Source organism: Stenotrophomonas sp. B2, from assembly GCF_014947095.1.
Lineage (GTDB): Bacteria > Pseudomonadota > Gammaproteobacteria > Xanthomonadales > Xanthomonadaceae > Stenotrophomonas > Stenotrophomonas maltophilia_P.
On record NZ_JADCQA010000007.1, the window covers coordinates 245411 to 258544 of the forward strand.

The window sequence follows — 13134 nt, forward strand, 5'->3', positions numbered from 1 at the left end:
TGCGGGGCATGAACCAGACTCCCCTGCGATTGCTCATTCACGGCGCTTCCGGGCGCATGGGCCAGGCCCTGCTGCGGCTGGCCGCCGATCATCCCGAAACCCTGCAGATCGTGGCGGCGGTGACCGGCCGCGCGCCGGCCCAGCGGGTGGTCGACGGAGTGCCGTTCTTTGCCGCCAGCGAGCTGGCAGGGGCGCCGGCATTCGATGTGGCCATCGACTTCAGCCTGCCGGAAGGCTTCGATGCGATGCTGGCCCTGTGCGTTGAACGCGGCGCAGGCCTGGTCTCGGGTACCACCGGCATCTCCAGTGCGCAGCGCCAGGCGCTGGACGCCGCCGCGGCGCGCATTCCGCTGGTGTGGGCTTCGAACTTCAGCCTCGGTGTCGCGGTGCTGGACGAGCTGGTCGAGCGCGCTGCGCAGGCCCTGTCGGGCTGGGACTGCGACATTGTGGAATCGCACCATACGCAGAAGAAGGATGCGCCCTCGGGAACGGCACTGACCCTGGGCGCAGCCGCGCAGCGGGGTGGGGCGGATCCGCAGTACGCCAGCCTGCGGGCCGGCGATATCGTGGGTGAGCATCTGGTGCAGTTCACCGGCCTGGGCGAGCGCATCGAACTGGTCCACCGGGCGACCAACCGCGACATCTTCGCCCGCGGTGCGCTGTTCGCCGCACGCCAGCTGCAGGGGCGGGCGCCCGGGAGCTACCGGGTGCGCGACCTGCTGGACACCCCGGCGGACTGATTCACGGGGTCGGATCCCTTTCCCACGGAAAGGGATCTGACCCCTCGCCGCGGTTGGGGTCAGAGCCCTTTTCCCGCATGAGAAGGGATCCGACCCCGGCCATCGCGCTTTGCACACGCGGGCGTATTGAAATGAATACGCAGTCGCCTGTTCATGAAACGATTCAACCGCTGGCGCGAGCGCTCCGGCAGCGCTACAATTCGCACTCGCCGAATCACCAAAGCCGGACCGGTCCTGAACCGCACGTCCGCGCTTTTTTGCAACCGGATTTCCGTGAAGCACAGGCGTGACTTCGGCACCCCCTCGGTAGCCAAAGTGAGATTTCCGTGACCCAAGCCGCAATCCTCGTCCTCGAAGACGGCACCGTATTCGAGGGCGAATCCGTAGGCGCGCCCGGCCTGTCCGTCGGTGAAGTGGTGTTCAACACCGCCATGACCGGTTACCAGGAAGTGCTGACCGATCCGTCCTACGCCCGGCAGATGGTCACGCTGACCTATCCGCATATTGGCAACACCGGCATGACCGACCAGGACGACGAAGCCTCCAAGGTGTGGTCGGCCGGCCTGATCGTGCGCGATGTGCCGCGCCGCCCCAGCAACTGGCGCAGCCAGGTGTCGCTGCAGGACTGGCTGATCCAGCGTGGCGTGGTGGCCATCGCTGGCATCGATACCCGCAAGCTCACCCGCATCCTGCGCGAGAACGGCGCCCAGAACGGTGCGCTGATGGCAGGTGACATCGATGTTGAGAAGGCGCTGGAAGCCGCCCGCAAGTTCCCGGGTCTGAAGGGCATGGATCTGGCCAAGGTCGTCACTACCGAGAAGACCTATGTCTGGACCGAGGGCCAGCTGGACCTGGATGCCAACGCCTTCGTCAGCGTGCCGGCCCGCTTCAAGGTCGTGGCCTACGATTTCGGCGTGAAGACCAACATCCTGCGCATGCTGGCCGAACGCGGCTGCGAAGTGACCGTGGTGCCGGCGCAGACCCCGGCGGCTGAAGTGCTGGCGCTGAAGCCCGACGGTGTCTTCCTGTCCAATGGCCCGGGTGACCCGGAGCCGTGCGATTACGCGATCGCCGCGATCAAGACCTTCATCGACGTGAAGATTCCGACCTTCGGCATCTGCCTGGGCCACCAGCTGCTGGGCCTGGCCTCGGGCGCGCAGACCGTCAAGATGGGCCATGGCCACCATGGTGCGAACCATCCGGTGCAGGACCTGGACAGTGGCCGGGTGATGATCACCTCGCAGAACCATGGTTTCGCGGTCGATGAAGCCACCCTGCCGGCGACGTTGCGCGTGACCCACCGGTCGCTGTTCGATGGCACCAACCAGGGCATCGCACGCACCGATGTGCCGGCGTTCTCCTTCCAGGGCCATCCGGAAGCGTCGCCGGGCCCGCACGACGTCGGTCCGCTGTTCGACCGTTTCGTGACCCTGATGGAACAGGCCAAGGCGTGATCCGCAGGCCACCGGCGACCGGTGGCACCGCGATGGACCGTAAGCCCCCGCATTGCTGCTGCCTCCCGGCGCGGCGCTGCGGATCGAGATTCCTGATCGACAGCGTGCGATCACTCCCCCTTGTCACGCTGTACTGACTTAGAGAAGAAAATGCCCAAGCGCACTGACCTAAAGACCATCCTCATCATCGGTGCCGGCCCGATCGTCATCGGCCAGGCCTGCGAGTTCGACTACTCCGGCGCCCAGGCCTGCAAGGCCCTGCGCGACGAGGGTTACCGCGTGGTGCTGGTCAACAGCAACCCGGCCACGATCATGACCGACCCGGAGATGGCCGACGCCGTCTACATCGAGCCGATCAACTGGCAGACGGTCGAGAAGATCATCGCCAAGGAGAAGCCCGACGCGCTGCTGCCGACCATGGGGGGACAGACCGCGCTGAACTGCGCGCTGGACCTGGCCGACAACGGCGTGCTGGAGAAGTACAACGTCGAGCTGATCGGTGCCAAGCGCGAAGCGATCCGCATGGCCGAAGACCGCGAGCTGTTCCGCGTGGCGATGGGCGAGATCGGCCTGGAGTGCCCGACCGCCGCCGTCGCCCACACGCTGGACGAAGCGCTGGAGATCCAGACCCGCGTCGGCTACCCGACCATCATCCGTCCGAGCTTCACCCTGGGCGGCAGTGGCGGTGGTATCGCCTACAACCGCGAAGAGCTGGTGGAAATCGTCAGCCGCGGCCTGGAACTGTCGCCGACCACCGAAGTGCTGGTGGAAGAGTCGGTGCTGGGCTGGAAGGAATTCGAGATGGAGGTGGTGCGTGACACCGCCGACAACTGCATCATCGTGTGCTCGATCGAGAATCTCGATCCGATGGGCGTGCACACCGGCGACTCGATCACCGTGGCCCCGGCGCAGACCCTGACCGACAAGGAATACCAGCGCCTGCGCGATGCCTCCATCGCCGTGCTGCGCAAGATCGGCGTCGATACCGGCGGCTCCAACGTGCAGTTCGGCATCAACCCGAAGACCGGCCGCGTGGTCGTCATCGAGATGAATCCGCGCGTGTCGCGCTCCTCGGCGCTGGCCTCCAAGGCCACCGGCTTCCCGATCGCGAAGGTGGCCGCCAAGCTGGCCGTGGGCTACACCCTGGACGAACTGAAGAACGAGATCACCGGTGGCCTGACCCCGGCGTCGTTCGAGCCGTCCATCGACTACGTGGTCACCAAGATCCCGCGCTTCGCCTTCGAGAAGTTCCCGGCCGCCGATGCACGCCTGACCACCCAGATGAAGTCGGTGGGCGAAGTGATGGCGATGGGCCGCACCTTCCAGGAATCGGTACAGAAGGCGCTGCGCGGCCTGGAAACCGGCAAGGTCGGCTTCGACCCGACCGGCCTGGACCTGGCCAACGAGGAAGACCTGCAGACCCTGCGCCGCGAGCTGAAGGCACCGGGTCCGGAGCGCCTGTTCTACGTGGCCGACGCGTTCCGCGCCGGCATGAGCGTGGAAGAGATCCATGCGCTGTCGTTCATCGACCACTGGTTCCTGGACCAGATCGAGGAAATCATCGCTGCCGAAGGTGAAGTCGCTGCCGACGGCATCGACGCGCTCGACGCTGCGCGTCTGCGCAAGCTCAAGCGTGCCGGTTTCTCCGACGCCCGCCTGGCCCAGCTGACCGGCACCAACGAAGCGGCCATCCGCGCACTGCGTCGTGCCCACAAGGTGCGCCCGGTCTACAAGCGCGTGGACTCCTGTGCTGCCGAGTTCGCCACCGGCACCGCCTACCTGTACTCGACCTACGAGGACGAGTGCGAGGCCGCGCCGAGCAACCGCGACAAGATCATGATCCTGGGCGGCGGTCCGAACCGCATCGGCCAGGGCATCGAGTTCGACTACTGCTGCGTGCATGCGGCGCTGGCGCTGCGCGAGGATGGCTATGAAACCATCATGGTCAACTGCAACCCGGAAACCGTTTCGACCGACTACGACACCTCCGACCGCCTGTACTTCGAGCCGCTGACGCTGGAAGACGTGCTGGAGATCGTCGAGCTGGAACAGCCGAAGGGCGTGATCGTGCAGTACGGCGGGCAGACGCCGCTGAAGCTGGCGCGCGCGCTGGAAGCCAATGGCGTGCCGGTGATCGGTACCAGCCCGGACTCCATCGACCTGGCCGAGGACCGCGAGCGTTTCCAGCAGCTGGTGGACAAGCTGGGCCTGAAGCAGCCGCCGAACCGTATCGCCCGCAACGACCAGGAAGCCCTGCTGCTGGCCCGCGAGATCGGCTACCCGCTGGTGGTGCGTCCGAGCTACGTGCTCGGTGGCCGTGCGATGGAGATCGTGTACGGCGAAGCCGATCTGGCTCGCTACGTGCGTGATGCGGTGAAGGTGTCCAACGATTCGCCGGTGCTGCTGGACCGCTTCCTCGACAACGCTGTCGAGTGCGATGTCGACATCATCGCCGACAAGGATGGCAACGTGCTTATCGGTGGCGTGATGGAGCACATCGAAGAAGCCGGCGTGCATTCGGGCGATTCCTCGTGCTCGCTGCCGCCGTACTCGCTGTCGGCCGAGACCCAGGCCGAGCTGCGTCGCCAGGTGGTGGAACTGGCCAAGGCGCTGAACGTGGTCGGCCTGATGAACACCCAGTTCGCGATCCAGACCAGCGACGAGGGCGACGACACCGTCTACCTGCTTGAAGTGAACCCGCGTGCCTCGCGCACGGTGCCGTTCGTGTCCAAGGCCACCGGCATGCCGCTGGCCAAGATCGCCGCACGCTGCATGGCCGGCAGGACCCTGGCCGAGCAGGGCGCGACCGAAGAGATCGTGCCGGACTACTACTCGGTGAAGGAAGCGATCTTCCCGTTCGCCAAGTTCCAGGGCGTCGATCCGATCCTCGGGCCGGAAATGCGGTCCACCGGCGAGGTGATGGGCGTCGGTCGCAGCTTCAACGCCGCCTTCGCACGCGCGCAGGAAGCCGGCGGCATCAAGGCCCCGCCGATCGGCAAGGCCTTCGTGTCGGTGCGCGACCCGGACAAGAAGCGCGTGCTGCCGGTCGCCAAGGCGCTGCTGGCGCGCGGCTACAGCCTGGTGGCCACCCGTGGCACCGCCGCCTGGCTGCAGCAGCATGGCATGCAGTGCGAGATCATCAACAAGGTGGTCGAGGGTCGTCCGCACATCGTCGATTCGATCAAGAACGGCGAGATCGTCTACATCGTCAACACGACCGAAGGTCGCTCGGCGATCAACGACTCGTTCTCGATCCGTCGCGAGGCGCTGCAGCACCGCGTCACCTACTCGACCACCATTGCCGGCGCCAAGGCGCTGGTGGATTCACTGGAATTCCGCGGCACCGGCCCCGTCTGGTCGCTGCAGGAGCTGCACAAGGAGTTGAATGCATGAGAGCCCCCATCACGATGAAGGGCGCGCAGAAGCTGCGCGACGAGCTGGATCACCTGAAGTCGGTCAAGCGGCCGAAGGTGATCGCCGCGATCGCCGAAGCGCGTGAGCATGGCGACCTGAAGGAGAATGCCGAGTACCACGCCGCGCGCGAGGAACAGGGCTTCATCGAAGGCCGCATCAAGCAGCTGGAAGGCGAGCTGTCGCACGCCGAGATCATCGACGTGAGCAAGCTCAATGCCGGCTCCAAGGTGGTGTTCGGCGCCAGCGTGACCCTGGCCGACGTGGAAACCGACGAAGAGAAGAAGTACCAGATCGTGGGTGACCTCGAAGCGGACATCAAGCTGGGGTTGATCGCGATTTCCTCGCCGGTGGCGCGCGCGATGATCGGCAAGCTGGAAGGCGATTCGATCGTGATCGACGCCCCGGCTGGGCAGCGCGAGTACGAGATCGTCAGCGTCAGCTACGTGGACTGAGCACGTGGCGACGGCGACCCTGCTGTTGCCCGCACGCAGCCGCTTTGCCGCGGCTGCGCTGCCGGACGATGTGGCACGTGCGCTCGGCCGTGCCACAGCGGTGCAGGTCGAGCCGGGTGAACGGGCGCAGCTGACGCGCCATTTCACGGTTGCCGCGCCGCACTGGCCGGTGGCCGCGCTGACCCGCCAGCGTGACGTGGGCGATGCGGCCGGTGCCAGCTGGCTGCGCGCCGATCCGGCCTGCATGGTGCCGGACATGCATGGCGCGCGGATGATGGCCTACGGCGAAACCCTGCGACCAACCCTGGCAGACAGCCTCGCCCTGCTGCCGGTGCTGCAGCCGTTGTTCGCCGAGGCCGGCTTCGTGCTCGACGCGCCTGATCCGTCGCGCTGGTATCTGCGGCTGCCGATCGATACCGCACTGCCGGCGTTCGACGGTCCCGACGAGGTGCTCGGCGATGACCTGTTCTCGCACCTGCCGGAAGGCGAGGGCGGCCGCCGCTGGCGGGCGCTGATGACCGAGGCGCAGGTGCTGCTGCACAACCACTCCTGGAACCAGCAGCGCGCCGCGCAGGGCCAGCAGCCGATCAATTCGCTGTGGTTCTGGGGCGGTGGCGTGATGCCGGTGTCGGTCAGCACGGTGCATGCGCAGGTGCGCAGCCGCGATGCGCTGCTGCAGAGCCTGGCGCAGGCCGCTGGCGTGGCGGTGGATGGTGAGCAGGCTGTCGATGCGCTGGTTGACCTGCGCCAGCTGCGTTCGCTGCAGCAGTTGGGCAACGAGGCGATCCGCCCGCTGCTGGCCGCGTTGAAGCGTGGCGAACTGCAGCGGCTGGTGCTCGATTTCGAGGACGGCCTGCAGTTCCAGCTGGATCGCGGACAGCGCTGGCAGTTCTGGAAGAAGCCGCGCCAGCTGCACGACTGACCGGGGACTCGGTCGAGCGGGGGTCGGATCCGTTTTCCATCGGAGAACGGCTCTGACCCCGATGTTTGCCGGGGTTGCCGCCAGCGGCCGGCACTACCGCAGGTGCCGGGCGCAATCCCGCCAGCCTCTCCCACGCGCGGTATCATCCCTCTGTCTTTCGTAACCGGCGATGCCGATGTCCCTTGCCGCCGATCCAGCGCTGCCGTCTTCCGATACGCCGACAATCCGACGCCGTGAGGCAGCTACGCCGGCTGCATGGCCGGAGGGAACGCTGCCACTGCTTGCACGTCTCTATGCCAGCCGTGGCGCGGGGACGCCGGAACTGGCGCTGCCGAAGCTGGGCAATCTGCATGCCCCCGAACTGCTGACCGGCATCGACGCTGCGGTCGACCTGCTGGTCGAGGCCATCGCCAATGACAAGCGAATCCTGGTGGTCGGCGATTTCGACTGTGATGGCGCTACCGCCTGTGCGGTCGGCGTGCGCGGCCTGCGCATGCTCGGCGCACAGCATGTCTTCCATGCGGTGCCCAACCGGATGGTGCACGGCTATGGACTGTCGCCCTCGCTGGTGGAGGAACTGGCCGCGCTGAAGCCGGACCTGCTGGTCACTGTCGACCACGGCATTGCATGCCATGCCGGCGTCGCGGCCGCAAAGGCGCGTGGCTGGCAGGTGCTGGTCACCGACCATCATCTGCCGGGCCCGCAGTTGCCTGCGGCCGACGTGATCGTCGATCCGAACCTGGATGGCGACGCATTTCCCAGCAAGTCGCTGGCCGGTGTCGGCGTGATCTTCTACGTGCTGATGGCGCTGCGCCGGCGGATGCGCGAGGCCGGCGTGTTCGCCGATGGCAAGGGCCCGGACCTGACCACGCTGCTGGACCTGGTGGCGGTCGGCACCGTCGCCGACCTGGTGGCACTGGATCCGAACAACCGCGCACTGGTCAGTGCGGGCCTGCGCAGATTGCGTTCGGGGCAGGGCTGTGTCGGCCTGAAGGCGCTGATCGAAGCCAGTGGGCGCGACGCGGCGCGGCTGACCGCGACCGACATCGGCTTCGCCCTGGGCCCACGCCTGAATGCCGCCGGTCGGCTGGAAGACATGGCGCTGGGCATCGCGCTGCTGCTGACCGAGGACCCGCGGCAGGCGCGGGAGATCGCGCAGACGCTGGAGCAGATCAATGCGGAACGCCGCGCCGTGCAGCAGTCGATGACCGACGATGCCGAGCAGGCGCTGACCCGAGTTGTGCTGGACATGGCCGGGCAGCGGCCGGTGGCGGCGTGCCTGTTCGATGCCGAGTGGCATCCGGGCGTGGTCGGTCTGGTGGCCTCGAAGATGAAGGATCGCCTGCACCGGCCGGTGATCGCCTTCGCGCCGGCCGAGCCCGGTGCCGACACCCTGCGTGGCTCCGCGCGTTCGATTCCGGGCCTGCATATCCGTGACGCGCTGGCATTGGTCGATTCACGACATCCCGGCCTGATCGAGCGCTTCGGCGGCCACGCCATGGCGGCCGGCCTCAGCCTGCGGCTCGATCATGTCGACGCCTTCAAGGCGGCCTTCGTTGCCGTCGTGCTGGAGATGCTCGACCCAGCGGCACTTCAACAGCAGGTGCTCAGCGACGGCGAACTGGCAGCGGACGAGCTCGACCATCGCCATGCCGATGCGCTGCGCCTGGCCGGTCCTTGGGGGCAGGGCTTCCCGGAGCCGCTGTTCGATGGCCATTTCGAGGTGGCCAACTGGCGCGTGCTGAAGGAACGCCACCTCAAGCTGGAACTGCGCCTGCCTGGCGTGCCTGGCACGATCAACGCGATCCATTTTGGCGGCTGGCACGGCAATGCGCCGAGCCGCCATGTGCATCTGGCCTACCGGCTGGCCTGCGACGACTATCGCGGTGGTAGCGCCATCCAGCTGATTGTCGAGCATTGCCTGCCGGCGTGAGGCAGCGTTCGCGCACTCCCGCCGGGGCCAGCGTTGGCGACGGGGTCGCGGGGAAGGAAATGTGAGGAAATTCGCAGTTCCTTGAATTTCCTTAATGAATTCATCTCTTTATCCAGAGGCAAAAGCGTCAAAAAGCTGGCGCATGTCACCTGCCGGTGGCAAAGTCGGGCCACGACCAACATGGGACGACGGAACGCCCGATGTACGCCGAATCACTGCTTCCCGGCGCCGCACTGCAGCGCCTGCACCAGGACCGACGCCTGATCCGCGTCGAAACCGCTCTGGATCCGGACACTTTCCTGGTCAAGCGTTTCGAGGGCAGCGAGGCGGTGTCCAGCCCGTTCGCCTACCGTATCGAACTGCTGTCGGTCCAGCCGCGGCTGGAGCTGAAACAGCTGGTCGGGCAGCCGCTGCGCCTGCAGCTGGGCGATGAATTCGGCAACCGCAGCGTGCACGGCTACGTTCGCGAGTTCGCCAGTACCGGCCAACAGGCCCAGTTCAGTGCCTACCGGGCCGAGCTCGCGCCTTGGTTCGCCTTCCTCGATTACACCTGCAACTGCCGGATCTTCCAGGACCGCAACGTGCTGCAGATCATCGAGGAGGTGTTCCAGGGCTACGCACAGCTGGCGAAGTTCCGCTACGACCTCAATGCCGGCAAGCTGCCGCCGCTGCCGTACTGCGTGCAGTACAACGAGTCCGATTTCGCCTTCGTCAGTCGCCTGCTGGAAGATGCCGGCCTGTACTACAGCTTCGTCCATGACGAAGAGGGCCATACGATGGTGATCAGCGACGATTCAACGCTGAGCACCGCGCACGGCGAACCGCAGCCCATCGCGTTCGTGTCCGACCAGGGCACGCTGGCCAGCACCGGCCTGCACCGCTGGGGTGCACGCCGACGCGTCGGGCCCAGCGTGCAGACCCTGCGCAGTTTCGACTTCAAGCAGCCGGGCCAGACGCTGGATGGCAACCAGGGCAATCAGGTGCCGCTGGGCCTGCTGCCGCCGCTCGAGCAGTACCGCTACGACGGTGCGGCGCGTTTCACCAACAGCCGCGTTGGCCAGGCGCTGGCGGCGGTGCGCAACGAGGAAGTGGCGTGGCCGACCAAGCTGTTCGAGTGCGCGGGCAATGCCGGTGAACTCGATGCCGGCGCCTGCTTCGAACTGGAGCGGCACCCGGATTTCATCGGACGTGACGATACCGACCGCAGCTTCTTCGTGGTGAGTGTGCAGCGGGAAGGCCACAACAATTTCGCTGCCGATTTCGGCAGCGCTGAAGCCCCGAGTGTCGAAGTGCAGGCCGAGGTGCTGCGCCGTCGCATCCCCTACAGGCCGCTGCGGCGGACGCCATGGCCGCGCATGCCGGGTCCGCAGACCGCCACCGTGGTCGGTCCGCCGGGGGAGGAACTGCATGCCGACCGCTACGGCCGGGTGAAAGTGCAGTTCCATTGGGACCGCCAGCTCGATCGCCGCGAGAATGCCTCGTGCTGGATCCGCAGTGCGAGTCCGTGGGCAGGCGCCGACATGGGTGGCGTGTCGCCGCCGCGCGTGGGCCAGGAGGTGATCGTCGATTTCCTCGATGGCGACCCGGACCGCCCCATCATCACCGGTCGTGTCTACAACGAGGACAACATGCCGCCGTTCGGCATGGAGGTGAGCGGCCTCAAGTCGAAGACGGTCAAGGGCGCGGGCTGGAATGAGATCACCATGCATGATGGTGCGGGTGGCGAGCTGCTGAACATGCGGGCGCAGCGTGACATGGTCACCACCGTGCTCAACGACCAGAACGCCAGCGTCAAGAACAACAAGTCCACATCGGTGTCGGTCAACCATCGAATGGACGTCGGCGCCAACCAGGACATCAGCGTCGGCGGCAACCGTGGCATCACGGTCACCGGCACCGACACGCTCGGCGTTACCGGCACCCGCACCACCAATGTGACCGGCGCGGTGACCGAGAAGTACGAAGCAGGGGAAACCAAGACGATCTCTGCGGCCGGCTATACCGAAACCATCACCGGCGACTTCAAGACCACCTTGACCGGCAACTTCACCAGCCAGCGCACCGGCACGTGGACCGAGACCGTCACCTCGACCTCCAGTCGCACGGTTGGCGGACTGGTGACGGAGACGCTGAATGCCGCGCGGGAGGTGACCATTACCGGTCATGACAAGCGCAGCGTGCAGGGCAAGGTCGACGACAGCAATGTCGGCGAGCGGGTGATTGACGTCACCGGCAATTTCAGCCAGGACGTGACCGGTACGCACAGCCAGGGCTCGGATGGCGCGATGAGCCTGGAGTCGGCGGTCAAGCTGTCCACCAAGGTGGGTGGCTCGGTCATCGAGATCACCGACAGCGCCATCAAGATCACCGCCGGTGGCTCGGAAGTGGTCATCGACGCAGGCGGTGTGTCAGTCAACGGCAGCGAGATCAAGCTCAACTGCTGAACAGCACGGGAGATACACCATGCAGGACACCCCCATGCTGCGCGGCCTGAACGCATTGCGCGATGCCTGGCTGGAGGCCAGCGCCGACAGCAGCAGGCGCCTGTTGGTATGGCGTCTGCCGGCTGCCGCCAGCCGCCTGCTGGCCGCGTTCTTCGAGATGCAGCGCAACGACGCAGGGCGTGATACGCAGGACTGCTTCCTGCGCATCGATACCGCCTATGAGCTGGGCTTCCGTTACAGCCGGCAGGTCAAGCAGGATCTGCTCGACCGTTATCTGGCCAGCCAGGACGATCTGCGCGCGCAGCAGGTGCCATTGGGCTGGCGTGGCCCGAGCGAGGCGCATCCGGACAGCGCGCAGGGTGTGGTCGATGTGCTGGAGAGTTTCGTCGACCATCACGGCGAGCATCTGCGCCTGCTGGCTGCCGTGCTGGAACCGGAGCGTTGCGTGCCCGGTGAAGGCTTCGAGCGCTGGCTGGATGCGGCGCTGGCCGCTGCGCCGGGAGAGCGCCTGCGACTGGTGCTGGTGGATACCGAAGAGGACCCGCGCTGGCAGCCGCTGCTGGAGCGTCATGCCAGGACCGCACGGGTGGTCACCGCACCGGTCGACATGTTTGCGATTGCCCGGGATACCGCCGCGCAATCCGGTGGTCGCGGTCCGGAAGTGCTGTACCGGCAGCTGCTGGCGGACCTGATGCTGCTGCTGGAGCGAGGCAGTCCGTCGCAGGTGGTGGCCCGCGCCGGACGCGCGCAGGGCCTGGCGCAGCGGCATGGCTGGCAGGACCAGCAGTCGGTGGTGCAGATGATGGTGGCTGGTGCCTGGCTGAAACATGGCGATCACAGCCAGGCGATCAACAGCTACCGGCAGGCACGCAGCGCCGCCGAAGGTGCACGTGCCAGCGGCAATCCTGCCGCGCCGGAACTGGTGATGCAGAGCTGGTTCGGTGAAGCGGGCTGCTGGTTGGCGGCCAAGCAACCCGAGCGTGCGGCACAGACCTACCTGCAGGCATCCGCTTCCGCAGCCAGCATTCCGCACCCCATGTTCGCACTGGAGGGCCAGCGCATGGCGGGCTGGTGTCATGTGCAGGCGGGCCAGCGAGAGGCTGCGCGCACGCAGCTGCTGGAGGCGATCCGCATCGCCAAGCCGCTGGCGCCGGCCGACCGCAAGGCGACGACGCTGCCCCAGGCACTGTGGGATCTGCTGCAGCTTCAGGACGCACGACGCTGCGAACAACTGCGGCAGGTCGCCACTGACTACCTGCAGGCCAGCACCGGCCTGCTGGAGAAGGCGGACGCGCAGGGGCGCGCACTCGGCCCGCGTCCTCCGTGTCCGGCGCTGGATGCCATCGACGCCGAGCTCGATGCCGCGCTGGAGCGCGGCTTTCATCGTGCGCAGCAGGAACGCGAGCGGCTGATCCAGGGCGGTGACGAATTCTTTCGCAAGATCGTGGCCGTTGGCCGTGATTTCCTCGACCCGGGCTGGAACGGCCTGCCGGCGATCGAACACCCGCTCGACCACGAGATTCCGGTGTGGAGCGAGCCCCCGGCGATGCAGCCGCTGCCCGATCCCAGTGGCCTGCTGCAGCCGCCCGTGGCCGCGCCTGCCGGGCCCGCCGTTACAGGAGTGGCTGTTGCATGAAGTCGAACAAGACCGTGGTGATGCTGGTGGCCATCGTGCTTGGCATCATCGTCGTGACCTGGATCAGCGCCGAGTACCGTGACGAAGTAAAGGCGTTCCTGCGCGCGTTGTTCCGCGCCTTGTAAAGCAACAGGGAGTG

At 66.6% G+C, this 13134-nt stretch carries 9 protein-coding genes; all 9 read left to right on the forward strand.

Features of this window, described 5'->3' with window-relative positions; translation table 11 throughout:
• Nucleotides 1-8 precede the first annotated feature (8 nt).
• Entirely contained in the window at nucleotides 9-740 is a 732-nt protein-coding gene (dapB, locus tag IMX13_RS10765; protein WP_081284436.1) for a 4-hydroxy-tetrahydrodipicolinate reductase, read from the forward strand.
• A 326-nt stretch (nucleotides 741-1066) separates the two neighbouring features.
• Nucleotides 1067-2194: a glutamine-hydrolyzing carbamoyl-phosphate synthase small subunit gene (gene carA, locus IMX13_RS10770; protein WP_053519346.1), complete on the forward strand. Its 1128-nt coding sequence runs from the start codon at nucleotides 1067-1069 to the stop codon at nucleotides 2192-2194.
• Between the two features lie 150 nt (nucleotides 2195-2344).
• Complete coding sequence (gene carB / locus IMX13_RS10775; protein WP_193396340.1) at nucleotides 2345-5587, forward strand: carbamoyl-phosphate synthase large subunit; 3243 nt, start codon at nucleotides 2345-2347, stop codon at nucleotides 5585-5587.
• 8 nt (nucleotides 5588-5595) lie between these two features.
• Nucleotides 5596-6060: a transcription elongation factor GreA gene (greA, locus tag IMX13_RS10780; RefSeq protein WP_026347191.1), complete on the forward strand. Its 465-nt coding sequence runs from the start codon at nucleotides 5596-5598 to the stop codon at nucleotides 6058-6060.
• A 4-nt stretch (nucleotides 6061-6064) separates the two neighbouring features.
• A complete protein-coding gene (locus IMX13_RS10785; protein WP_053519342.1) occupies nucleotides 6065-6982 on the forward strand; it encodes a phosphoglycerate mutase in 918 nt (305 codons plus the stop codon).
• Nucleotides 6983-7157: 175 nt separating this feature from the next.
• The gene (gene recJ, locus IMX13_RS10790; protein WP_164152632.1) at nucleotides 7158-8915 is read left to right on the forward strand and encodes a single-stranded-DNA-specific exonuclease RecJ; all 1758 of its coding nucleotides are present in this window, start codon (nucleotides 7158-7160) and stop codon (nucleotides 8913-8915) included.
• 200 nt (nucleotides 8916-9115) lie between these two features.
• The gene (gene tssI, locus IMX13_RS10795; protein ID WP_193396341.1) at nucleotides 9116-11359 is read left to right on the forward strand and encodes a type VI secretion system tip protein TssI/VgrG; all 2244 of its coding nucleotides are present in this window, start codon (nucleotides 9116-9118) and stop codon (nucleotides 11357-11359) included.
• Between the two features lie 19 nt (nucleotides 11360-11378).
• Complete coding sequence (locus IMX13_RS10800) at nucleotides 11379-12995, forward strand: hypothetical protein (RefSeq protein WP_193396342.1); 1617 nt, start codon at nucleotides 11379-11381, stop codon at nucleotides 12993-12995.
• Nucleotides 12992-13120, forward strand: a complete 129-nt coding sequence (locus IMX13_RS18985) for a hypothetical protein (protein ID WP_006441023.1) — start codon at nucleotides 12992-12994, stop codon at nucleotides 13118-13120. The genes IMX13_RS10800 and IMX13_RS18985 overlap by 4 nt, the downstream gene beginning before the upstream one ends.
• Nucleotides 13121-13134: the final 14 nt, after the last annotated feature.